Annotated in this window: 21 protein-coding genes; 11 read left to right on the top strand and 10 right to left on the bottom strand. The window is 53.8% G+C overall.

Annotation, left to right across the window (positions count from 1 at the left end; translation table 11 throughout):
- Positions 1-60, top strand: a 60-nt coding sequence (locus tag ABZJ92_RS04060) for an IS1 family transposase (protein ID WP_071528444.1), incomplete at its 5' end; no start/stop codon positions are given.
- A gap of 147 nt (positions 61-207) precedes the next feature.
- Here the strand turns inward: ABZJ92_RS04060 and folK are convergent.
- From folK to thpR, 6 genes are all read right to left on the bottom strand, one after another.
- A complete protein-coding gene (gene folK / locus ABZJ92_RS04055) occupies positions 208-687 on the bottom strand; it encodes a 2-amino-4-hydroxy-6-hydroxymethyldihydropteridine diphosphokinase (RefSeq protein ID WP_000215147.1) in 480 nt (159 codons plus the stop codon).
- Positions 684-2,081, bottom strand: a complete 1,398-nt coding sequence (gene pcnB / locus ABZJ92_RS04050) for a polynucleotide adenylyltransferase PcnB (protein WP_203401281.1) — start codon at positions 2,079-2,081, stop codon at positions 684-686. Before pcnB ends, folK begins: the two co-directional genes overlap by 4 nt.
- Positions 2,082-2,140: 59 nt before the next feature.
- The gene (gluQRS, locus tag ABZJ92_RS04045; RefSeq protein ID WP_000132714.1) at positions 2,141-3,037 is read right to left on the bottom strand and encodes a tRNA glutamyl-Q(34) synthetase GluQRS; all 897 of its coding nucleotides are present in this window, start codon (positions 3,035-3,037) and stop codon (positions 2,141-2,143) included.
- Between the two features lie 66 nt (positions 3,038-3,103).
- Complete coding sequence (gene dksA, locus ABZJ92_RS04040) at positions 3,104-3,559, bottom strand: RNA polymerase-binding protein DksA (protein ID WP_001155227.1); 456 nt, start codon at positions 3,557-3,559, stop codon at positions 3,104-3,106.
- A 177-nt stretch (positions 3,560-3,736) separates the two neighbouring features.
- Positions 3,737-4,441: a DNA/RNA nuclease SfsA gene (gene sfsA, locus ABZJ92_RS04035; RefSeq protein WP_000396044.1), complete on the bottom strand. Its 705-nt coding sequence runs from the start codon at positions 4,439-4,441 to the stop codon at positions 3,737-3,739.
- A gap of 14 nt (positions 4,442-4,455) precedes the next feature.
- Entirely contained in the window at positions 4,456-4,986 is a 531-nt protein-coding gene (thpR, locus tag ABZJ92_RS04030) for an RNA 2',3'-cyclic phosphodiesterase (protein WP_001294698.1), read from the bottom strand.
- A 73-nt stretch (positions 4,987-5,059) separates the two neighbouring features.
- Between thpR and hrpB the strand changes: the two genes are divergently transcribed.
- The 6 genes from hrpB to fhuB all read left to right on the top strand — a co-directional run bounded on the left by hrpB (position 5,060) and on the right by fhuB (position 16,399).
- Complete coding sequence (gene hrpB, locus ABZJ92_RS04025) at positions 5,060-7,489, top strand: ATP-dependent helicase HrpB (RefSeq protein WP_005059933.1); 2,430 nt, start codon at positions 5,060-5,062, stop codon at positions 7,487-7,489.
- A 195-nt stretch (positions 7,490-7,684) separates the two neighbouring features.
- The gene (gene mrcB, locus ABZJ92_RS04020) at positions 7,685-10,219 is read left to right on the top strand and encodes a bifunctional glycosyl transferase/transpeptidase (protein WP_000918166.1); all 2,535 of its coding nucleotides are present in this window, start codon (positions 7,685-7,687) and stop codon (positions 10,217-10,219) included.
- 219 nt (positions 10,220-10,438) lie between these two features.
- On the top strand, positions 10,439-12,682 hold the full coding sequence (fhuA, locus tag ABZJ92_RS04015) for a ferrichrome porin FhuA (RefSeq protein ID WP_000124415.1): 2,244 nt from the start codon (positions 10,439-10,441) through the stop codon (positions 12,680-12,682).
- A gap of 50 nt (positions 12,683-12,732) precedes the next feature.
- On the top strand, positions 12,733-13,530 hold the full coding sequence (gene fhuC / locus ABZJ92_RS04010) for a Fe3+-hydroxamate ABC transporter ATP-binding protein FhuC (RefSeq protein WP_001158930.1): 798 nt from the start codon (positions 12,733-12,735) through the stop codon (positions 13,528-13,530).
- A complete protein-coding gene (fhuD, locus tag ABZJ92_RS04005; RefSeq protein ID WP_000015992.1) occupies positions 13,530-14,420 on the top strand; it encodes a Fe(3+)-hydroxamate ABC transporter substrate-binding protein FhuD in 891 nt (296 codons plus the stop codon). The genes fhuC and fhuD overlap by 1 nt, the downstream gene beginning before the upstream one ends.
- Entirely contained in the window at positions 14,417-16,399 is a 1,983-nt protein-coding gene (gene fhuB, locus ABZJ92_RS04000; RefSeq protein ID WP_000044073.1) for a Fe(3+)-hydroxamate ABC transporter permease FhuB, read from the top strand. Before fhuD ends, fhuB begins: the two co-directional genes overlap by 4 nt.
- A gap of 34 nt (positions 16,400-16,433) precedes the next feature.
- Here the strand turns inward: fhuB and hemL are convergent, their stop codons facing one another.
- Positions 16,434-17,714 (bottom strand): glutamate-1-semialdehyde 2,1-aminomutase, encoded by a 1,281-nt coding sequence (gene hemL, locus ABZJ92_RS03995; protein WP_000045281.1) that lies wholly within the window; start codon positions 17,712-17,714, stop codon positions 16,434-16,436.
- A gap of 165 nt (positions 17,715-17,879) precedes the next feature.
- Here hemL and yadX point away from each other — a divergent pair, with 165 nt between their 5' ends.
- Genes yadX through erpA form a run of 4 tightly spaced genes read left to right on the top strand, consistent with a single transcriptional unit; the run spans position 17,880 to position 19,786 of the window.
- Positions 17,880-17,927: a protein YadX gene (yadX, locus tag ABZJ92_RS03990; RefSeq protein WP_211180485.1), complete on the top strand. Its 48-nt coding sequence runs from the start codon at positions 17,880-17,882 to the stop codon at positions 17,925-17,927.
- Between the two features lie 11 nt (positions 17,928-17,938).
- On the top strand, positions 17,939-19,360 hold the full coding sequence (gene clcA / locus ABZJ92_RS03985) for a H(+)/Cl(-) exchange transporter ClcA (RefSeq protein ID WP_000845386.1): 1,422 nt from the start codon (positions 17,939-17,941) through the stop codon (positions 19,358-19,360).
- A gap of 23 nt (positions 19,361-19,383) precedes the next feature.
- Positions 19,384-19,449 carry a small protein YadW gene (gene yadW, locus ABZJ92_RS03980; RefSeq protein ID WP_128567298.1) on the top strand — a complete coding sequence of 22 codons (66 nt, stop codon included), beginning with the start codon at positions 19,384-19,386 and terminating at the stop codon, positions 19,447-19,449.
- Complete coding sequence (gene erpA / locus ABZJ92_RS03975; RefSeq protein WP_001295564.1) at positions 19,442-19,786, top strand: iron-sulfur cluster insertion protein ErpA; 345 nt, start codon at positions 19,442-19,444, stop codon at positions 19,784-19,786. Before yadW ends, erpA begins: the two co-directional genes overlap by 8 nt.
- Positions 19,787-19,832: 46 nt before the next feature.
- Here the strand turns inward: erpA and ABZJ92_RS03970 are convergent, their stop codons facing one another.
- From ABZJ92_RS03970 to mtnN, 3 genes are read right to left on the bottom strand one after another with little or no spacing between them, the layout of a single operon-like run.
- Positions 19,833-20,456 carry a TRIC cation channel family protein gene (locus ABZJ92_RS03970; RefSeq protein ID WP_000964241.1) on the bottom strand — a complete coding sequence of 208 codons (624 nt, stop codon included), beginning with the start codon at positions 20,454-20,456 and terminating at the stop codon, positions 19,833-19,835.
- A 37-nt stretch (positions 20,457-20,493) separates the two neighbouring features.
- Complete coding sequence (gene btuF, locus ABZJ92_RS03965) at positions 20,494-21,294, bottom strand: vitamin B12 ABC transporter substrate-binding protein BtuF (RefSeq protein WP_005053399.1); 801 nt, start codon at positions 21,292-21,294, stop codon at positions 20,494-20,496.
- Positions 21,287-21,985, bottom strand: coding sequence for a 5'-methylthioadenosine/S-adenosylhomocysteine nucleosidase (mtnN, locus tag ABZJ92_RS03960; RefSeq protein ID WP_000689844.1), 699 nt, complete (start codon positions 21,983-21,985; stop codon positions 21,287-21,289). The genes btuF and mtnN overlap by 8 nt, the downstream gene beginning before the upstream one ends.
- Between the last annotated feature and the right edge of the window lie 72 nt (positions 21,986-22,057).

Raw genomic sequence — 22,057 nt, 5'->3', positions numbered from 1 at the left:
TCGGTGGAGCTGCATGACAAGGTCATCGGGCATTATCTGAACATAAAACACTATCAGTAAGTTGGAGTCATTACCGGCGATGGGATTGATATTTATCTGCGGGAATTTATATTATGTTTCTGCAAAAATGTTTAAACTAAAATTTTTATTAAGGAAAGAGAGGATGTATGATTTTCAGAAAATATTTATATTCGTAATATAAATAAATTACCATTTGCTTAATTTGTCAAATGCTCTTGTATGTAAGACTTCACGCAACGTCTCCCCATCAGGAAACGCCAGCTCCGGTGCAATCTCAAACAGCGGCCACAGCATAAATCCACGATTCTTCATATCGTAGTGCGGAACGGTCAGGCGTTCGGTATTTATCACTTCATTACCAAACAGCATGATATCGAGATCCAGCGTGCGTGGTCCCCAGCGTTCAGCTTTACGAACACGACCCTGTTGCAGTTCTATGCGCTGTGTATGGTTGAGTAACTCTTCCGGGGCGGGCGAAGTTTCAAGCGCCACGGCGGCGTTGAGGTAATCGGGTTGATCTTGCGGCCCCAGCGGTGGGGTGCGGTAAAACGAAGAAACGGCAAGAATGCGGCTTTCAGGGATATCGCCTAATGCTTTCAGGGCAGCATTGACCTGCTCCAGCGGAGAGGCCAGATTGCTGCCTATGGCAATATACGCCACTGTCATGTGGTACCCTCACGACGCGGTGCGCGTTTGCGTGGACGACGAGTACGACGACGCGGTGACGGTTCTTCATCCAGCTCGTTAAGCATCCCTTTTTGATCTGGTGGTGCGGAAACCTGGAACTCACCCCACCATTTCACCAGACGCTGCAGTTCAGCATTACGTTCAACTTCAGCTCGCAAGGCCAACAGGTCATAAGCCGCACGGAACTTAGGATGCTCCAGCAGTTTCCATGCGCGTTTACCCTGACGACGGGACATACGCAACTGCAACTGCCAGATATCGCGGGTTAACGTCGTCAGACGTTTCGGGATTGCCAGTGAACGGCAGGCTTCGTCCAGCACGTCGTTCATCGCCAGCGCGAAAGCGTCGTGATAGGTCAGGCCGCTTTCCTGGGCGATCTTCTGTGCCGTCTCCAGCAGTGGGTACCAGAACATGGCGGCAAACAAGAACGCCGGGTTCACGCGCATATCGTTATGGATACGCGTATCGGTATTCTTCAGCACCTGTTCAATGATCCGCTCCATCGGGCTGTCGCCATTTTCCGTGAAGTAGCGGGTAATGGTCGGGAACAGCGGCTGGAACAGATGATATTCACACAACAGCTTATAGGTTTCGTAACCGTAGCCCGCTTGTAGCAGTTTAAGCGATTCTTCAAACAGGCGTGCCGGTGGGATATCGTTCAGCAGGGTAGCGAGGCGAGGGATCGGTTCTGCGGTTTCCGGGCTGATGCGCATACCCAATTTGGCGGCAAAACGTACCGCGCGCAGCATACGTACCGGATCTTCACGGTAGCGCGTTTCCGGGTTACCAATCAGACGGATAACGCCGTCCTTCAGATCCTTCATACCACCAACGTAATCACGGACGGTAAAATCCGCTACGCTGTAATACAGGCTGTTGATAGTGAAATCGCGGCGCTGGGCGTCTTCTTCGATGGAGCCGAAAATGTTGTCGCGCAGCAACATGCCGTTTTGCCCGCGTTGGGAGGTCGTGCGGTCGCTGACGTTACCTTCGTGGTGTCCACGGAAGGTCGCAACTTCGATAATCTCCGGGCCAAACATTACATGAGCCAGACGGAAACGGCGACCCACCAGGCGGCAGTTACGGAACAGTTTGCGCACCTGCTCAGGCGTGGCGTTAGTGGTTACGTCAAAATCTTTCGGCTTTTTGCCAAGTAACAGGTCGCGCACGCCGCCGCCAACCAGCCAGGCTTCGTATCCCGCTTTGTTGAGCCTGTACATTACCTTCAGGGCATTTTCACTGATATCTTTGCGGGAAATAGCATGCTGCTCACGCGGGATCACCGTCACCTGTGGACGGGCGACTGCCTGTTCAGCCTCGCTTTCCTCGCGGCTTAGCACCTTGCGGCAAAAATTAGCGACTCGGGTAAAAATAGTACACCTCGGTAGTGTCAAACATCATTCAGGACAAAAAAATAGCGGCTAATCATAGCTCAGCATGACGCATTTGAGAATGTTGAATTTACAATTGCCGACTCGGGCACGGCGGTCAGCATCCAGTTTTTGACGGCTGACTGAAGGATTTGCTCGACGCTGAAATCCTGCCAGTGTGCTTCTGCCTGCTGCCCCAGAAATTGAAGTGCCGCGATTAGTACCGGGCGTGGATCGCCTTTCGGCAACGCAGGCGCATGATTCTGCTTGGAAAGTTTAGCGCCTTGTGGATTAAGCGCCAGCGGCAGATGAATGTAATCTGGCACTTTCCAGCCAAAAAGCTGGTACAGCGGGATTTGCCTTACTGTTGGTTCAATCAGATCAGCCCCACGCACTATTTCTGTAACGCCCTGGAAATGATCATCAACCACAACAGCCAGGTTGTAGGCGAACAACCCATCACGGCGATGAATGATAAAATCTTCCCGTGCCAGTTTTTCGTCGGCGTGAATAATGCCTCGCAGCAGGTCAGTAAATTGCGTGACCGGATGCTGCTGGCGGATACGCACTGCGGCGTTGTCTGGTCCATGATGCAACACCCGGCAATGACCGTCGTAAATACCGCCAATGCTTTGAATACGCGCACGCGTACAGGTGCAGTAATAACTTAGTCCTTGTTCATGTAACCAGGCGAGTGCTTCACGATAGGCGTCGTGACGTTGCGATTGCCAGAGAACATCGCCGTCCCAGTGCAGACCGTAATGTTCCAGCTGGCGCAGGATAGTTTCTGCGGCACCGGGAACTTCACGAGGCGGGTCGATATCTTCTATGCGTACCAGCCAGCGACCTTGCCGGGCGCGAGCCTGCAAATAGCTGCCGAGCGCGGCGATCAGAGAGCCAAAATGAAGCTCGCCGGAAGGAGAGGGGGCGAAGCGGCCAATATACTGTGTGTCTGTCATCTCTTTGAACAAAAAATAAGGCGGGAGCATTTCCCGCCTGTGGTAAACGTGATGGAACGGCTGTAATTAGCCAGCCATCTGTTTTTCGCGAATTTCAGCCAGCGTTTTGCAGTCGATGCACAGATCGGCTGTCGGGCGCGCTTCCAGACGGCGAATACCAATTTCAACACCGCAGGATTCGCAGTAGCCGAAATCTTCGTCTTCCACTTTTTTCAGCGTCTTCTCGATCTTTTTGATCAGCTTACGCTCGCGATCGCGGTTACGCAGTTCGAGGCTGAACTCTTCTTCCTGGGCTGCACGGTCTACCGGGTCCGGGAAGTTGGCTGCTTCATCCTGCATATGTGTAACGGTGCGATCGACTTCATCCCTGAGTTGATTACGCCATGCTTCCAGAATACGACGGAAGTGCGCCAGCTGGGCTTCATTCATATACTCTTCGCCCGGCTTCTCCTGATATGGTTCCACCCCAGCGATGGCGAGAATACTCAGGGACGATGTTTTACGGTTTTGCCCTTCTTGCATGTTGCTTCTCCTTAACACGCACTATCGATCCCCATGTTCGGGGGAAAAATGAGGCCGCTATAAATAGCAGATGCTTTTCCGGATAGCAATTATCTAAACGTAACACTTGACAACTGTGTGAGGAAAAGCGTATTTGCGCACGCGACCAGAATGTAAATTAACCAGTTACTTACTTTACTACAATGTAACCGGCAGTGATTTTTTAAGAGCCATGCCTTCAGCAGAAATTTCCGCTTTGTAAGCCAGAATTTCTACCCCCCTCTGTTGAGCTTCTGACAATAGTTGCGCGTATTTCTCATCGATGTGGCGCGCGGGTGAAAACCGTGTAATGGCTGAATGCAGCACGGCGAAAAAAATAACCGCACGCTGGCCTTCAGCCGCTACGCTCATCAACTCCCGAAGGTGTTTCTGACCTCGTTCAGTGACCGCATCGGGAAAATATCCCTGTTCGTTCTCCGCTAACGTAACCGATTTCACTTCAATATAGCAGTCTGGACGCGAATCCGCCTGCAACATAAAGTCAATACGGCTGCGTTCGGAGCCGTATTTTACTTCGCTTTTCAGCGAGCTATAGCCTGACAGTTCTGAAATTGATTCATTAAGGATAGCCTCTTTCGTCAACCTGTTAGCCCAAAGCGTATTGACGCAAATAAATGCGCCGCTCTGGCTTTGAGTTAATTCCCAGGTGTGTGGGTATTTCCGTTTGGTGTTGTCTGAAGTCGAATACCAGACGGTATCGCCAGGCGTTGCACAACCGGTCATCGCACCCGTATTCGGGCAGTGTAGCGTTAATTCGCGACCATCGGGTGTGATCACATCGGCTAAAAAACGTTTGTAACGCTGAATTAGCGTCGCGCGCTGTAGAGGGGGAGAAAATTCCATTGCGACAATCCTTGTTATTGCGTTAGCGCCCAGCGTTTTAGCGGCGTGTAGCGTGTGCGTCCACGGGCAAACGAGGAGGCGTAAAGGGTGAACTCCGTCACCGCATAAGACCAGTTAAAACCCGGCGGCGGGAATGTCACCGCCTCGCTGGCGTCGCGCAATAAGGTAATATGTGGATGAAACGGACGATTGCTTTGAAAACAACCGCTGCGGGCAGCCTGTGAACGGAGCATATTCGCCAGCTGGATTAAGCCGCGTGGAGGCTGACGCATCCCTAACCACACCACACGCGAACGCAGCCATTGTCCGGCGTCATCAAGCGTGAGTGTGAAACCAGGTTGACGAATCCGTCCGGCTAAAAGAGAAAGCGCCTTCTCTTTCTCTGCGCTCACTTCGCCTAAAAATGCCAGAGTCAGGTGCAAATTATCGGCGGCGACCGGACGTCCCGCCTCAGGTGGGAAGTGTGTGGCGCGCCAATGGATAATCTGTTCGCGGATTTCTGCAGGTAAGTCGATAGCAAAGAACAGACGTTGCGGTTCAGACATGTGAGGCACTCGGTTATGAATTACCGCGATGCTACAATGTGGCGCGAAGAATGTTAACCCTCTGGAGCGTTTTGTGTCGTCGTTGCCCGTTGCTGCCGTCTTACCTGAATTACTTACCGCTCTCGATTGTGCGCCGCAGGTATTATTAAGTGCGCCGACCGGGGCCGGGAAATCAACCTGGCTGCCGCTGCAACTGCTGGCGCATCCCGGCATTAACGGGAAAATTATCCTGCTGGAGCCGCGTCGTCTGGCGGCGCGTAACGTCGCGCAACGGCTGGCGGAGCTGCTTAACGAAAAGCCAGGCGATACCGTTGGCTACCGGATGCGTGCGCAAAACTGCGTCGGGCTGAATACCCGCCTGGAAGTGGTTACCGAAGGCGTGCTGACGCGGATGATCCAGCGTGACCCGGAACTGAGCGGTGTTGGATTGGTGATCCTTGATGAGTTTCATGAGCGCAGTTTGCAGGCGGATTTGGCGTTGGCGCTGTTACTCGATGTGCAACAAGGTCTGCGTGATGACCTTAAACTGCTGATTATGTCGGCTACGCTGGACAATGACCGCTTGCAGCAAATGCTGCCGGAAGCGCCCGTCGTCATCTCAGAAGGGCGCTCGTTTCCGGTTGAACGCCGTTATTTACCGCTGCCCGCGCATCAGCGTTTTGACGAAGCCGTTGCGGTAGCCACCGCCGAAATGGTGCGTCAGGAAAGTGGATCATTACTGTTATTTTTACCTGGCGTCGGAGAAATTCAGCGCGTGCAGGAACAACTGGCTTCGCGCATCGGCAGTGATGTGGTGCTCTGCCCGCTGTATGGCGTGTTGTCACTGAACGATCAGCGAAAAGCGATCCTCCCGGCACCGCAAGGGATGCGCAAAGTGGTGCTGGCGACCAATATTGCTGAAACCAGTTTAACCATCGAAGGTATTCGTCTGGTGGTGGATTGTGCCCAGGAGCGTGTGGCGCGCTTTGATCCGCGCACGGGGCTTACGCGGTTGATTACTCAACGCGTTAGTCAGGCATCCATGACGCAGCGTGCCGGGCGCGCCGGGCGTCTGGAGCCGGGTATCAGCCTGCATTTAATCGCCAAAGAACAAGCAGAACGCGCCGCGGCGCAAAGTGAGCCGGAGATCTTACAAAGCGATCTTTCCGGTTTGCTGATGGAATTACTGCAATGGGGATGCAGCGATCCGGCGCAGATGAGCTGGCTGGATCAACCGCCAACGGTGAATCTACTGGCCGCGAAACGCCTGTTACAAATGCTGGGGGCGCTGGAGGGTGAACGGCTTAGTGCGCAAGGGCAAAAAATGGCAGCGCTGGGTAACGATCCGCGTTTAGCGGCAATGCTGGTTAACGCAAAGAGCGATGACGAAGCTGCTACCGCGGCAAAAATTGCCGCCATTCTCGAAGAGCCGCCACGGATGGGCAATAGTGACCTGGGCGTGGCGTTTTCGCGCAATCAACCAGCCTGGCAGCAACGTAGTCAGCAACTGTTAAAACGCTTAAACGTACGCGGCGGTGAGGCAGACAGTTCGCTTATCGCGCCGCTACTTGCCGGGGCGTTTGCCGATCGCATTGCTCATCGCCGTGGGCAAGATGGACGCTATCAACTGGCAAACAGCATGGGAGCGATGCTCGATGCCGACGACGCGCTAAGCCGCCACGAATGGTTGATCGCACCGTTATTATTGCAGGGCAGCGCCTCGCCGGATGCGCGGATTTTACTGGCGCTACCGGTCGATATTGATGAATTAGTACAACGCTGTCCGCAGCTGGTGCAGCAATCTGACACCGTGGAATGGGATGACGCGCAAGGTACGCTGAAAGCCTGGCGTCGGCTACAAATCGGTCAGTTGACGGTGAAAGTGCAGCCGCTGGCGAAACCGTCAGAAGACGAGTTGCATCAGGCGATGCTTAATGGCATCCGTGATAAAGGTTTAAGCGTGCTCAACTGGACGGCGGAAGCGGAACAGCTACGCTTGCGTTTGTTATGCGCCGCAAAGTGGTTGCCGGAATATGACTGGCCAGCGGTTGATGATGAAAGTTTGTTGGCGACGCTGGAAACGTGGCTGCTGCCACATATGACCGGCGTACATTCACTACGCGGCCTGAAATCACTCGACATTTATCAGGCACTACGCGGATTACTTGATTGGGGAATGCAGCAACGTCTGGATAGTGAATTGCCTGCGCATTACACTGTGCCGACGGGAAGCCGGATCGCCATTCGTTATCATGAAGATAACCCGCCCGCGCTGGCGGTGAGAATGCAGGAGATGTTTGGTGAGGCCACTAATCCGACGATCGCCCAGGGGCGCGTGCCGCTGGTGCTGAAGTTGCTTTCCCCTGCCCAAAGGCCGCTGCAAATCACGCGTGATTTGGGGGCCTTCTGGAAAGGGGCGTATCGTGAGGTGCAAAAGGAGATGAAAGGGCGTTATCCCAAACACGTCTGGCCGGACGACCCGGCAAACACGGCACCGACGCGACGGACGAAAAAGTATTCGTAAGGTTGGTTTTCTCCCTCTCCCTGTGGGAGAGGGCCGGGGTGAGGGCATCAGCGCGCACGTTCACCCTCACCCTAACCCTCTCCCTCAAGGGAGAGGGGACCGATCGAGCGCAAATTTTGAGAGATATCTTCTTCTGTCTTGTAACAGAAGAACAGAAAATCGGGCTTTTGCGCCTGAATATTGCGGAGAAAAAGCATGGCCGGGAATGACCGCGAGCCAATTGGACGCAAAGGGAAACCGACGCGTCCGGTCAAACAAAAGGTAAGCCGTCGTCGTTACGAAGATGACGATGATTACGACGATTATGATGACTATGAGGATGAAGAACCGATGCCGCGCAAAGGTAAGGGCAAAGGCAAAGGGCGTAAGCCTCGTGGCAAACGCGGCTGGCTATGGCTACTGCTAAAACTGGCTATCGTTTTTGCCGTGCTGATCGCCATTTACGGCGTTTATCTCGATCAAAAAATTCGTAGCCGTATTGATGGCAAGGTCTGGCAACTGCCCGCGGCAGTTTATGGCCGAATGGTCAACCTTGAACCAGATATGACCATCAGCAAGAACGAAATGGTGAAGCTGCTGGAGGCAACACAGTATCGTCAGGTGTCGAAAATGACCCGTCCTGGCGAATTTACCGTGCAGGCCAACAGCATTGAGATGATCCGCCGTCCGTTTGATTTCCCGGACAGTAAAGAAGGGCAGGTGCGTGCGCGTCTGACCTTTGATGGTGATCATCTGGCGACCATCGTCAATATGGAGAACAACCGTCAGTTCGGTTTCTTCCGTCTTGATCCGCGTCTGATCACCATGATCTCCTCGCCAAACGGTGAGCAGCGTTTGTTTGTGCCGCGCAGTGGTTTCCCTGATTTGCTGGTGGATACTTTGCTGGCGACAGAAGACCGTCATTTTTACGAGCATGATGGAATCAGTCTCTACTCCATTGGGCGTGCGGTGCTGGCAAACCTGACCGCAGGTCGCACGGTGCAGGGTGCGAGTACGCTGACGCAACAGCTGGTGAAAAACCTGTTCCTCTCCAGCGAGCGTTCTTACTGGCGTAAAGCGAACGAAGCTTACATGGCGCTGATCATGGACGCGCGTTACAGCAAAGACCGTATTCTTGAGCTGTATATGAACGAGGTGTATCTCGGTCAGAGCGGCGACAACGAAATCCGCGGCTTCCCGCTGGCAAGCTTGTATTACTTTGGTCGCCCGGTAGAAGAGCTAAGCCTCGACCAGCAGGCGCTGTTAGTCGGTATGGTGAAAGGGGCGTCCATCTACAACCCGTGGCGTAACCCGAAACTGGCGCTGGAGCGACGTAATCTGGTGCTGCGTCTGCTGCAACAGCAACAGATTATTGATCAAGAACTCTATGACATGTTGAGTGCCCGTCCGCTGGGGGTTCAGCCGCGTGGTGGGGTGATCTCTCCTCAGCCAGCCTTTATGCAGCTGGTGCGTCAGGAGTTGCAGGCAAAACTGGGCGATAAGGTAAAAGATCTCTCCGGCGTGAAGATCTTCACTACCTTTGACTCGGTGGCCCAGGACGCGGCAGAAAAAGCCGCCGTGGAAGGCATTCCGGCACTGAAGAAACAGCGTAAGTTGAGCGATCTTGAAACTGCGATTGTGGTCGTCGACCGCTTTAGTGGTGAAGTTCGTGCGATGGTCGGAGGTTCTGAGCCGCAGTTTGCGGGCTACAACCGTGCGATGCAGGCGCGTCGTTCGATTGGTTCCCTTGCAAAACCAGCGACTTATCTGACGGCTTTAAGCCAGCCGAAAATCTATCGCCTGAACACGTGGATTGCCGATGCGCCAATCGCGCTGCGTCAGCCGAATGGCCAGGTCTGGTCACCGCAGAACGATGACCGTCGTTATAGCGAAAGCGGCAGAGTGATGCTGGTGGATGCGTTGACACGTTCGATGAACGTGCCGACGGTAAATCTGGGGATGGCGCTGGGGCTGCCTGCGGTTACGGAGACCTGGATCAAACTGGGCGTACCGAAAGATCAGTTGCATCCGGTTCCGGCAATGCTGCTGGGGGCGTTGAACTTAACGCCAATCGAAGTGGCGCAGGCATTCCAGACCATCGCCAGCGGTGGTAACCGTGCACCGCTTTCTGCACTGCGTTCGGTAATCGCGGAAGATGGTAAGGTGCTGTATCAGAGCTTCCCGCAGGCAGAACGCGCTGTTCCGGCGCAGGCGGCGTATCTGACACTATGGACCATGCAGCAGGTGGTACAACGTGGTACGGGTCGTCAGCTTGGGGCGAAATACCCGAACCTGCATCTGGCAGGGAAAACAGGGACTACCAACAATAACGTAGATACCTGGTTTGCAGGCATTGACGGCAGCACGGTGACCATCACCTGGGTAGGCCGTGATAACAACCAGCCGACCAAACTGTATGGAGCCAGCGGGGCAATGTCGATTTATCAGCGTTATCTGGCTAACCAGACGCCAACGCCGCTGAATCTTGTTCCGCCAGAAGATATTGCAGATATGGGCGTGGACTACGACGGCAACTTTGTTTGCAGCGGTGGCATGCGTGTCTTGCCGGTCTGGACCAGCGATCCGCAATCGCTGTGCCAGCAGAGCGAGATGCAGCAGCAGCCGTCAGGCAATCCGTTTGATCAGTCTTCTCAGCCGCAGCAACAGCCGCAACAGCAACCTGCTCAGCAAGAGCAGAAAGACAGCGACGGTGTAGCCGGTTGGATCAAGGATATGTTTGGTAGTAATTAACATCTAAGCGTGAAATACCGGATGGCGAGTTGCCATCCGGTAAAATAACATCCCATCTAAGATATTAACCCTTTCTTTTCATCTGGTTGTTTATTAACCCTTCAGGAACGCTCAGATTGCGTACCGCTTGCGAACCCGCCAGCGTTTCGAATATTATCTTATCTTTATAATAATCATTCTCGTTTACGTTATTATTCACTTTACATCAGAGATATACCAATGGCGCGTTCCAAAACTGCTCAGCCAAAACACTCACTGCGTAAAATCGCAGTTGTAGTAGCCACAGCGGTTAGCGGCATGTCTGTTTATGCACAGGCAGCGGTTGAACCGAAAGAAGACACTATCACCGTTACCGCTGCACCTGCGCCGCAAGAAAGCGCATGGGGGCCTGCTGCAACTATTGCGGCGCGGCAGTCAGCTACCGGCACTAAAACCGATACGCCGATTCAAAAAGTGCCACAGTCTATTTCTGTTGTGACCGCCGAAGAGATGGCGCTGCATCAGCCGAAGTCGGTAAAAGAAGCGCTTAGCTACACGCCGGGTGTCTCTGTTGGTACGCGTGGCGCATCCAACACCTATGACCACCTGATCATTCGCGGTTTTGCGGCAGAAGGCCAAAGCCAAAATAACTATCTGAATGGCCTGAAGTTGCAGGGCAACTTCTATAACGATGCGGTCATTGACCCGTATATGCTGGAACGCGCTGAAATTATGCGTGGCCCGGTTTCCGTGCTTTACGGTAAAAGCAGTCCTGGCGGTCTGTTGAATATGGTCAGCAAGCGTCCGACCACCGAACCGCTGAAAGAAGTTCAGTTTAAAGCCGGTACTGACAGCCTGTTCCAGACTGGTTTTGACTTTAGCGATGCGTTGGATGATGACGGTGTTTACTCTTATCGCCTGACCGGTCTTGCGCGTTCTGCCAATGCCCAGCAGAAAGGGTCAGAAGAGCAGCGTTATGCTATTGCACCGGCGTTCACCTGGCGTCCGGATGATAAAACCAATTTCACCTTCCTTTCTTACTTCCAGAACGAGCCGGAAACCGGTTATTACGGCTGGTTGCCGAAAGAGGGAACCGTTGAGCCGCTGCCGAACGGTAAGCGTCTGCCGACAGACTTTAATGAAGGGGCGAAGAACAACACCTATTCTCGTAATGAGAAGATGGTCGGCTACAGCTTCGATCACGAATTTAACGACACCTTTACTGTGCGTCAGAACCTGCGCTTTGCTGAAAACAAAACCTCGCAAAACAGCGTTTATGGTTACGGCGTCTGCTCCGATCCGGCGAATGCTTACAGCAAACAGTGTGCGGCATTAGCGCCAGCGGATAAAGGCCATTATCTGGCACGTAAATACGTCGTTGATGATGAGAAGCTGCAAAACTTCTCCGTTGATACCCAGTTGCAGAGCAAGTTTGCCACTGGCGATATCGACCACACCCTGCTGACCGGTGTCGACTTTATGCGTATGCGTAATGACATCAACGCCTGGTTTGGTTACGACGACTCTGTGCCACTGTTCAATCTGTACAATCCGGTGAATCCCGATTTCGACTTCAATGCCAAAGATCCGGCAAACTCCGGCCCTTACCGCATTCTGAATAAACAGAAACAAACGGGCGTTTATGTTCAGGATCAGGCGCAGTGGGATAAAGTGCTGGTCACCCTAGGCGGTCGTTATGACTGGGCAGATCAAGAATCTCTTAACCGCGTTGCTGGGACGACCGATAAACGTGATGACAAACAGTTTACCTGGCGTGGTGGTGTTAACTACCTGTTTGATAATGGTGTAACACCTTACTTCAGCTATAGCGAATCGTTTGAACCTTCTTCGCAAGTTGGGAAGGATGGTAATATTTTCGCACCGTCTAAAGGTAAGCAGTATGAAGTCGGCGTGAAATATGTACCGGAAGATCGTCCGATTGTAGTTACTGGTGCCGTGTATAATCTCACTAAAACCAACAACCTGATGGCGGACCCTGAGGGTTCCTTCTTCTCGGTTGAAGGTGGCGAGATCCGCGCACGTGGCGTAGAAATCGAAGCGAAAGCGGCGCTGTCGGCGAGTGTTAACGTAGTCGGTTCTTATACTTACACCGATGCGGAATACACCACCGATACTACCTATAAAGGCAATACGCCTGCACAGGTGCCAAAACACATGGCTTCGCTGTGGGCTGACTATACCTTCTTTGACGGTCCGCTTTCAGGTCTGACGCTGGGCACCGGTGGTCGTTATACTGGCTCCAGCTATGGTGATCCGGCTAACTCCTTTAAAGTGGGAAGTTATACGGTCGTGGATGCGTTAGTGCGTTATGATCTGGCGCGAGTCGGCATGGCGGGCTCCAACGTGGCGCTGCATGTTAACAACCTGTTCGATCGTGAATACGTCGCCAGCTGCTTTAACACTTATGGCTGCTTCTGGGGCGCAGAACGTCAGGTCGTTGCAACCGCAACCTTTCGTTTCTAATTTCTCTTTTGGGGCACGGATTTCCGTGCCCATTTCACAAGTTGGCTGTTATGCAGGAATACACGAATCATTCCGATACCACTTTTGCACTGCGTAATATCTCCTTTCGTGTGCCCGGGCGCACGCTTTTGCATCCGCTGTCGTTAACCTTTCCTGCCGGGAAAGTGACCGGTCTGATTGGTCACAACGGTTCTGGTAAATCCACTCTGCTCAAAATGCTTGGTCGTCATCAGCCTCCGTCAGAAGGGGAGATTCTTCTTGATGCCCAGCCGCTGGAAAGCTGGAGCAGCAAAGCGTTTGCCCGCAAAGTGGCTTATTTGCCGCAGCAGCTTCCTCCGGCAGAAGGGATGACCGTGCGTGAACTGGTGGCGATTGGTCGTTACCCGTGGCATGGCGCGCTGGGGCGCTTTGGTGCGGCAGATCGCGAAAAGGTCGAGGAAGCTATCTCGCTGGTTGGCTTAAAACCGCTGGCGCATCGGCTGGTCGATAGTCTCTCTGGCGGCGAACGTCAGCGGGCGTGGATCGCCATGCTGGTGGCGCAGGATAGCCGTTGTCTGTTGCTCGACGAACCGACTTCAGCGCTGGATATCGCCCACCAGGTTGATGTGCTGGCGCTGGTGCACCGTTTAAGTCAGGAACGTGGCCTGACGGTCATTGCCGTGTTGCACGATATCAATATGGCGGCACGCTACTGTGATTATCTGGTCGCCCTGCGCAGTGGTGAAATGATTGCTCAGGGAACGCCTGCGGAAATTATGCGCGGCGAAACCCTCGAAATGATTTATGGCATCCCGATGGGTATTTTGCCGCATCCGGCGGGTGCTGCACCTGTGAGTTTTGTTTATTGATGAGCGGCTTACCTCTTATTTCGCGCCGTCGACTGTTAACGGCGATGGCGCTTTCTCCGTTGTTATGGCAGATGAATACCGCCCACGCGGCGGCTATTGACCCCAATCGTATTGTGGCGCTGGAGTGGTTGCCGGTGGAATTACTGCTGGCGCTCGGCATCGTGCCTTACGGCGTGGCGGATACCATCAACTATCGCCTGTGGGTCAGCGAACCACCATTGCCGGACTCAGTGATTGACGTCGGTTTGCGTACAGAACCTAACCTTGAACTGCTGACCGAAATGAAACCGTCGTTTATGGTCTGGTCGGCAGGATATGGCCCTTCATCAGAAATGCTGGCACGTATTGCGCCGGGTCGCGGATTTAACTTCAGTGACGGCAAACATCCGTTGGCGATGGCGCGTAAATCGCTGACGGAAATGGCAGATTTACTTAACCTGCAAAGCGCAGCGGAAACGCATTTAGCGCAATACGAAGACTTTATCCGCAGCATGAAACCCCGCTTTGTGAAGCGTGGTGCACGCCCGTTACTGCTGACGACGCTTATCGATCCGCGCCATATGCTGGTCTTCGGTCCAAACAGCTTGTTCCAGGAAATTCTCGATGAGTACGGCATCCCAAATGCCTGGCAAGGGGAAACCAACTTCTGGGGCAGTACCGCCGTCAGTATCGATCGTCTGGCAGCGTATAAAGACGTTGATGTGCTCTGTTTTGATCACGACAACAGCAAAGACATGGATGCGCTAATGGCAACCCCGCTGTGGCAGGCCATGCCGTTTGTCCGTACAGGGCGCTTTCAGCGCGTACCCGCAGTCTGGTTTTATGGTGCAACGCTTTCGGCAATGCACTTTGTGCGTGTTCTGGATAACGCCATCGGAGGTAAAGCGTGAGTAAACGAATTGCGCTTTTCCCGGCGTTATTGCTGGCGCTGTTAGTGATTGTCGCTACGGCGCTCACCTGGATGAACTTCTCACAGGCGCTGCCGCGCAGTCAGTGGGCGCAGGCCGCCTGGTCGCCGGATATTGACGTCATCGAGCAGATGATTTTTCACTACAGCTTGTTGCCGCGTCTGGCGATTTCGCTGCTGGTGGGCGCGGGCCTGGGGCTGGTGGGCGTGCTGTTTCAGCAAGTACTGCGTAACCCGCTGGCGGAACCGACGACGTTGGGCGTTGCAACAGGCGCGCAACTGGGGATTACCGTCACCACGCTCTGGGCGATCCCTAGCGCGATGGCGAGCCAGTTTGCTGCGCTGGCAGGGGCTTGCGTTGTTGGCTTAATTGTCTTTGGCGTCGCGTGGGGGAAACGGCTGTCGCCGGTAACGCTGATTTTCGCGGGGTTGGTAGTGAGCCTTTATTGCGGCGCAATCAATCAGTTACTGGTTATCTTCCATCATGACCAGTTGCAAAGCATGTTTCTGTGGAGCACTGGAACGCTGACGCAAACCGACTGGGGCGGTGTTGAGCGTTTATGGCCGCAGTTGCTGGGCGGTGTGATGCTGACGTTGCTGCTACTTCGTCCGTTAACCCTGATGGGGCTTGATGATGGCGTGGCGCGCAATCTCGGGCTGGCCTTGTCGCTTGCGCGTCTGGCGGCGCTGTCGCTGGCGATTGTCATCAGTGCGCTGCTGGTGAACGCTGTGGGGATTATCGGCTTTATCGGGTTGTTCGCGCCGCTGCTGGCAAAAATGCTGGGGGCGCGGCGTCTGCTGCCACGACTGATGCTGGCGTCGTTGATTGGTGCGCTGATCCTCTGGCTTTCCGATCAAATCATCCTCTGGCTGACTCGCGTGTGGATGGAAGTGTCCACCGGTTCGGTCACTGCGTTGATCGGTGCGCCGCTGCTACTGTGGCTGCTGCCGCGTTTACGCAGCATTAGCGCGCCGGATATGAAGGTTAACGATCGTGTCGCGACTGAACGCCAACATGTGCTGGCGTTTGCCCTCGCGGGCGGCGTGCTGTTGTTGATGGCTGTGGTGGTGGCGCTGTCGTTTGGTCGTGATGCGCACGGCTGGACGTGGGCGAGCGGGGCGTTGCTCGAGGATTTAATGCCCTGGCGCTGGCCGCGAATTATGGCGGCGCTGTTTGCGGGCGTCATGCTGGCGGTAGCGGGCTGTATTATTCAGCGACTGACCGGCAACCCGATGGCAAGCCCGGAAGTGCTGGGGATTAGCTCCGGCGCGGCGTTTGGTGTGGTGTTAATGCTGTTTCTGGTACCGGGTAATGCCTTTGGCTGGTTGTTACCCGCAGGCAGTCTCGGGGCGGCGGTGACGCTGTTGATCATTATGATCGCCGCCGGACGCGGTGGATTTTCCCCACACCGCATGTTACTGGCGGGGATGGCGTTAAGTACCGCGTTCACCATGCTTTTGATGATGTTGCAGGCAAGTGGTGACCCGCGAATGGCGCAAGTGCTGACCTGGATTTCCGGTTCGACCTACAACGCGACCGATGCTCAGGTCTGGCGCACCGGAATTGTGATGGTGATTTTGCTGGCGATTACTCCGCTGTGCCGCCGCTGGCTGACCATTTTACCGCTGGGTGGTGATACCGCGCGGGCGGTAGGGATGGCGCTGACGCCGACGCGAATTGCGCTGCTGCTGTTAGCGGCTTGCCTGACGGCGACCGCGACGATGACTATTGGACCGTTGAGTTTTGTTGGTTTAATGGCACCGCATATTGCGCGGATGATGGGCTTTCGACGGACGATGCCACACATCGTAATTTCGGCGCTGGTGGGTGGTTTACTGCTGGTGTTCGCTGACTGGTGTGGGCGGATGGTGCTGTTTCCATTCCAGATCCCGGCGGGGCTGCTGTCGACCTTTATCGGTGCGCCATATTTTATCTATTTGCTGAGAAAGCAGAGCCGTTAATAGAATGCCTCGCCCGGTGGGCGAGGCAAAATTATCACAACTTCGCGAACACCCGACGTGCAGCATCGATGGTGTTATTGATATCTTCCATGCTGTGCGCCACAGACATAAAGCCTGCTTCAAACGCTGACGGTGCCAGGTAAACACCTTCATCCAGCATCATATGGAAGAAACGCTTAAAACGCTCGACGTCACAGGCCATCACATCCTGATAGCACGTCACGGACTCGGCGTCGGTAAAGAAGATACCGAACATACCACCGACGTGGTTAACGACCAGCGGAATTCCCGCTTCTTCTGCCGCTTCCAGCAGACCTTCTGCCAGACGTGTTGTCAGCTCATCCAGCGTTTCGTGAATGCCCGGCTGCGCGACTTCATTCAGACAGGCGAAACCCGCTGCCATCGCAATCGGGTTACCGGAAAGCGTACCCGCCTGATAGACCGGACCTGTCGGGGCCAGCGCATCCATTACATCACGACGACCACCGAATGCGCCTACCGGCATTCCACCGCCGATGATTTTTCCGAGGCAGGTTAAATCTGGCACTACGGCGAAATAATCCTGTGCGCCAGCTAGCGCTACGCGGAAACCGGTCATCACTTCATCGATGATCAGCAACGCGCCAAATTCGTCGCACAGCGCACGCAGACCTGGCAGGAACTCTGGCAGCGGCGGAACACAGTTCATATTGCCTGCCACCGGCTCGACGATAATACAGGCAATCTCTTGCGGGTATTGCTCAAACGCGGCGCGTACAGAGGCCAGATCGTTATAAGTACAGGTTAAGGTATGTTTGGCGAAATCTGCCGGAACGCCCGGCGAGTTTGGCTGGCCTAACGTGAGTGCGCCAGAACCGGCTTTCACCAGCAGGCAGTCAGCGTGACCGTGGTAACAACCTTCAAATTTAATGATTTTGTCGCGACCGGTAAAACCACGGGCCAGGCGGATGGCGCTCATCGTCGCCTCGGTGCCGGAGTTCACCATGCGCACCATATCCATGGTCGGGACCAGTTCGGTCACCAGTTGCGCCATTTTCACTTCCATTTCGGTCGGTGCACCAAAGCTTAAACCACGCTCGGCGGCTTCAATCACGGCATTGCGGATCGCCGGATGGTTATGGCCCAGCACCATCGGCCCCCAGGAACCGACATAATCGATATAGGCTTTGCCATCAACATCGTACAGATAAGCGCCGTCCGCTTTTTCGATAAACAGTGGAGTGCCGCCCACGCCAGTAAAGGCGCGAACAGGGGAGTTCACACCGCCAGGGATCAGCTCGCGCGCTGCGCTGTAAAGATTTTCAGACTTACTCATGGAGGGTTCCTGATTCGTAGAAAAAGTGAATGGCTGCTATTCCATGTTATTCATAACAAGTTAAATACTCGTCAAACATCAGGCTGCTTGTACTGGTGCAATCCTGATTTCTTAGAGTATAAAAGTTTTGTGCATTTGAAACATTACGCTTTGCAAAGGATTTTCATGGAACGTGCGAGTAAAATGCCGTCATCTTATTTGTATGACCAATAAGTGATCATTGGATGAAAACTGATACTCCCTCTTTAGAAACACCGCAGGCCGCGCGCCTGCGACGCAGACAACTGATTCGCCAACTTCTTGAGCGCGATAAAACCCCGTTAGCCATTTTGTTTATGGCGGCAGTCGTCGGCACGCTTGTCGGGCTGGCTGCGGTTGCTTTTGACAAAGGTGTCGCCTGGTTGCAGAACCAACGTATGGGGGCGCTGGTACATACTGCTGATAATTATCCGCTACTGTTAACCGTCGCTTTTCTCTGTTCGGCGGTGCTGGCGATGTTCGGCTACTTTTTGGTGCGCAAATACGCGCCCGAAGCAGGGGGATCGGGGATCCCGGAAATTGAAGGGGCGCTGGAAGATCAACGTCCTGTTCGCTGGTGGCGTGTATTGCCGGTGAAATTCTTTGGCGGGCTGGGGACACTCGGCGGAGGCATGGGGCTAGGGCGCGAAGGACCAACCGTGCAGATCGGCGGCAATATCAGTCGCATGGTGCTTGATATTTTCCGCCTGAAAGGTGATGAAGCTCGCCATACGCTGCTGGCAACCGGTGCTGCTGCGGGGCTGGCTGCGGCCTTTAACGCGCCGCTGGCGGGTATTTTGTTTATTATCGAAGAGATGCGTCCGCAGTTTCGCTATACGTTAATTTCGATTAAAGCGGTATTTATTGGCGTCATTATGTCGACCATTATGTACCGGATTTTTAATCATGAAGTTGCGTTGATTGACGTCGGTAAACTTTCTGATGCGCCGCTTAATACGCTGTGGCTTTATCTGATCCTCGGTATTATTTTTGGCATTTTCGGCCCTATTTTTAATAAATGGGTGCTGGGGATGCAGGATTTGCTGCACCGTGTGCACGGCGGCAATATTACCAAATGGGTACTGATGGGGGGGGCGATTGGCGGTCTGTGTGGATTGCTGGGGTTTGTGGCACCAGCAACGTCGGGCGGCGGTTTTAACCTGATTCCTATCGCTACCGCGGGGAATTTCAGCATGGGAATGCTGGTGTTTATCTTCGTCGCTCGGGTCATTACCACCTTACTCTGCTTCTCTTCCGGCGCGCCGGGCGGTATTTTTGCCCCGATGCTGGCGCTGGGTACTGTGCTGGGAACCGCTTTCGGAATGGTTGCCGTTGAGCTGTTTCCGCAATATCACCTGGAGGCGGGGACGTTTGCTATTGCCGGAATGGGGGCATTACTGGCGGCATCTATTCGCGCGCCGTTAACGGGGATCATTCTGGTTCTGGAGATGACCGATAACTACCAGCTCATTTTGCCAATGATTATTACCGGTCTTGGCGCAACACTATTAGCGCAATTTACCGGCGGGAAACCTCTATACTCGGCGATTCTTGCGCGCACGCTGGCAAAACAGGAAGCTGAGCAACTGGCGCGAAGCAAGGCCGCATCAGCCAGCGAGAATACTTGAACGAAATACCAGGGTATTAGATAATGGCGATTATTATTGGGTTAGAATTTGCCCGATTGCCGATGTCGTTTGGAGCAAAATATGAGTGATGACGTAGCACTGCCGCTGGAGTTTACCGACGCAGCAGCCAACAAAGTTAAAAGCCTGATCGCTGACGAAGATAACCCGAATCTGAAATTACGCGTGTATATCACCGGTGGCGGTTGCAGCGGCTTCCAGTATGGTTTCACCTTTGATGATCAGGTGAACGAAGGCGATATGACCATCGAAAAACAGGGCGTTGGCCTGGTGGTTGATCCGATGAGCCTGCAATATCTGGTCGGCGGTTCCGTTGACTACACCGAAGGACTGGAAGGTTCTCGTTTCATCGTGACCAACCCGAACGCGAAAAGCACCTGCGGTTGCGGTTCTTCCTTTAGCATCTAATCTGTTGTTCATGTGCCGGATAAACTATCCGGCACATCTTCTCTCTTCAACGCCCATTCTCATCCAGCGCAAACGTCGGTAGCTTAAGATGCCAACGAATAGCCGCCAGCCGAATCAATAGCGTCACGACCATGCCCATCATACTGGCTGTTTCCAGTGGTACGGAAAATGTGTAATAAGCCGTAGCGTGGACAATACCGCCGATAATACAGGCAGTTGCGTAGATTTCTGTACGTAAAATCATGGGGATTTCGCGGACCAGTACATCACGAATGATCCCGCCGCCAACGCCAGTAATGACGCCCATACAAACCGCGATTAACGGACCGGCTTCCGCATTAAAGGCTTTATTCACGCTAATGCCGACAAACACCGCCAGACCAACGGCGTCCAGCACCGGCAACATCCATTTTGGTAAGCGTCTTGGCTGGCGCACCAGCACGATGGTCAGCATGCTGGTGACCATGGCAACGACCAGATCGGTGGGATCTTTCACCCAAAATACCGGGCCGTGATCCAGCGCCATGTCGCGAATTGTTCCGTCGCCTACTGCGGTAACCACGCCCAGTACCAGAACACCAAAAGGGTCCATACGCAATTTTCCGGCTAACAAAACGCCGTAGATGGCAAATACCGCTGTGCCGACTATATCCAGCCAATAGACGAGCATTGTTCAATCCCCACTGAGCACCTGAAAAGGTCAGGCACTAATCTACCTGTGAAAGCGCATTACAGAGCTGTTGTGCTGCGAGGATAATACGTGGGCTTGCACGTTCAAACCAGTCACTCGTGAGAGGAATAACGGGAATTTTGAGCTGTTCACCCCAGTATTGTTTGATTTTAGGAATTTGGTCCGGTCCGCCTGTAATGACAATAGCCTGTGGCGAGCGTGCTAACACCTGTTCGCGGCTAACTTGCGGCCAGGGAACCCGGCTGTCTTTAAAGATGTTTTCTCCGCCACAAACTTCGAGTACCTGGTTCTGAATCGACTCTTTTCCACTGGTAAATGGCGGATTAATGCCGAATTGCAGAAAAACACGTTTTTTAGGTTTATCAGCATATTGCGCTTTCAATTGCACGTACTGATCCAGCAGGGATTGCGCGGCTTGTTCGGCCTTGTCTGGTTGCGGACTCCAGGGGGCCAGTTGACGTAACGCATTGGCAATTTGTTCAATGCTTGTCGCATCGACCCACATCACTTTTATTCCCAGCGAAGCCAGCTGGTCAACCTGCCGCTCGGCATTACCTCCACGCCAGGCAATCACCAGATCGGGTTTCAGCGCGACAATGCGTTCCAGATTCATCCCCTGCCAGGTGGAAACCTGCTCAATCTTTTGCGCTTGTGGAGGATAGTCGGAATAGCTGCTGACCCCAACCGGCGTGATCCCGGCGGCAAAGGCAAGTTCAGTGTTGGCGGGAGAAAGCGTGATGACGCGCGGCGCGGCGTTGAGCCACAGTGGCGCGAGAAAAGACAGGGCGACCAGCGCCCTGAACAGTGATTTAGCCATGTGCCAGTTTCTGCACCAGTGACTCAACCATCAGGCTGGACTGTTTAGCGGCAACAGCCAGGAACTCATCGAAGCTAAGATGAGACTGTTGATCGGCCACGTCGGAGATGGCGCGTACGACAACAAACGGGACGTTGAAATTGTGGCAGACATGGGCGATTGCCGTCGCTTCCATCTCTACAGCAATGGCCTGTGGGAAGTTGTGGCGGATTTTCGCCAGACCAACAGAACCGTTGATGAAAGCGTCGCCGCTAACAATCAGGCCACGTACAGCGTTAAGATTCAGTTCGGCAATGCAGGCCTCAGCGGCAGCGATCAGTTTATCGTCAGCTTTAAAGCCTGCCGGACAGCCTGGTAACTGACCGTATTCATAACCAAATGCCGTGACATCCGCGTCGTGATAACGCGCTTCGTCCGAGACAACGATATCGCCCACTTTCAGCGTTGGTGCCAGGCCACCGGCAGAACCGGTGTTAATAATCACATCTGGCTTGCAGTGTTCCAACAGCAGAGTGGCACCCAGCGCCGCAGCGACTTTACCGATGCCCGATTTCAGAAGCGCAACCTCGGTTCCATTCAGTTGGCCGGTATAGATTTCGCAACCGCCGAGACTGATAGTTTGACGGTTTTCGATTTTGTCACGCAGCAGCGTAACTTCTTCTTCCATTGCACCAATGATGCCGATTTTCATAGATTTACTCGCGATAAGCCCGATTTGAAGGCATAGTTTACCATGCGCTTACGGGGAAGCGTATTTCTCACG

The organism is Shigella sp. FJ200513, assembly GCF_040495915.1.
GTDB lineage: Bacteria > Pseudomonadota > Gammaproteobacteria > Enterobacterales > Enterobacteriaceae > ECMA0423.
Note: the sequence above shows the minus strand (reverse complement) of the source record. Positions and strands in the feature narration are given on the sequence as shown.

Bases quoted from the DNA above. Each gene is read 5' to 3' on its own strand.
- mrcB (WP_000918166.1), top strand. From the start codon at position 7,685: ATGGCCGGGAATGACCGCGAGCCAATTGGACGCAAAGGGAAACCGACG.
- hemL (WP_000045281.1), bottom strand. From the start codon at position 17,714: ATGAGTAAGTCTGAAAATCTTTACAGCGCAGCGCGCGAGCTGATCCCT.
- fhuA (WP_000124415.1), top strand. From the start codon at position 10,439: ATGGCGCGTTCCAAAACTGCTCAGCCAAAACACTCACTGCGTAAAATC.
- mtnN (WP_000689844.1), bottom strand. From the start codon at position 21,985: ATGAAAATCGGCATCATTGGTGCAATGGAAGAAGAAGTTACGCTGCTG.
- dksA (WP_001155227.1), bottom strand. From the start codon at position 3,559: ATGCAAGAAGGGCAAAACCGTAAAACATCGTCCCTGAGTATTCTCGCC.
- erpA (WP_001295564.1), top strand. From the start codon at position 19,442: ATGAGTGATGACGTAGCACTGCCGCTGGAGTTTACCGACGCAGCAGCC.
- thpR (WP_001294698.1), bottom strand. From the start codon at position 4,986: ATGTCTGAACCGCAACGTCTGTTCTTTGCTATCGACTTACCTGCAGAA.
- fhuC (WP_001158930.1), top strand. From the start codon at position 12,733: ATGCAGGAATACACGAATCATTCCGATACCACTTTTGCACTGCGTAAT.
- fhuD (WP_000015992.1), top strand. From the start codon at position 13,530: ATGAGCGGCTTACCTCTTATTTCGCGCCGTCGACTGTTAACGGCGATG.
- btuF (WP_005053399.1), bottom strand. From the start codon at position 21,294: ATGGCTAAATCACTGTTCAGGGCGCTGGTCGCCCTGTCTTTTCTCGCG.
- folK (WP_000215147.1), bottom strand. From the start codon at position 687: ATGACAGTGGCGTATATTGCCATAGGCAGCAATCTGGCCTCTCCGCTG.
- sfsA (WP_000396044.1), bottom strand. From the start codon at position 4,441: ATGGAATTTTCTCCCCCTCTACAGCGCGCGACGCTAATTCAGCGTTAC.
- gluQRS (WP_000132714.1), bottom strand. From the start codon at position 3,037: ATGACAGACACACAGTATATTGGCCGCTTCGCCCCCTCTCCTTCCGGC.
- clcA (WP_000845386.1), top strand. From the start codon at position 17,939: ATGAAAACTGATACTCCCTCTTTAGAAACACCGCAGGCCGCGCGCCTG.
- ABZJ92_RS03970 (WP_000964241.1), bottom strand. From the start codon at position 20,456: ATGCTCGTCTATTGGCTGGATATAGTCGGCACAGCGGTATTTGCCATC.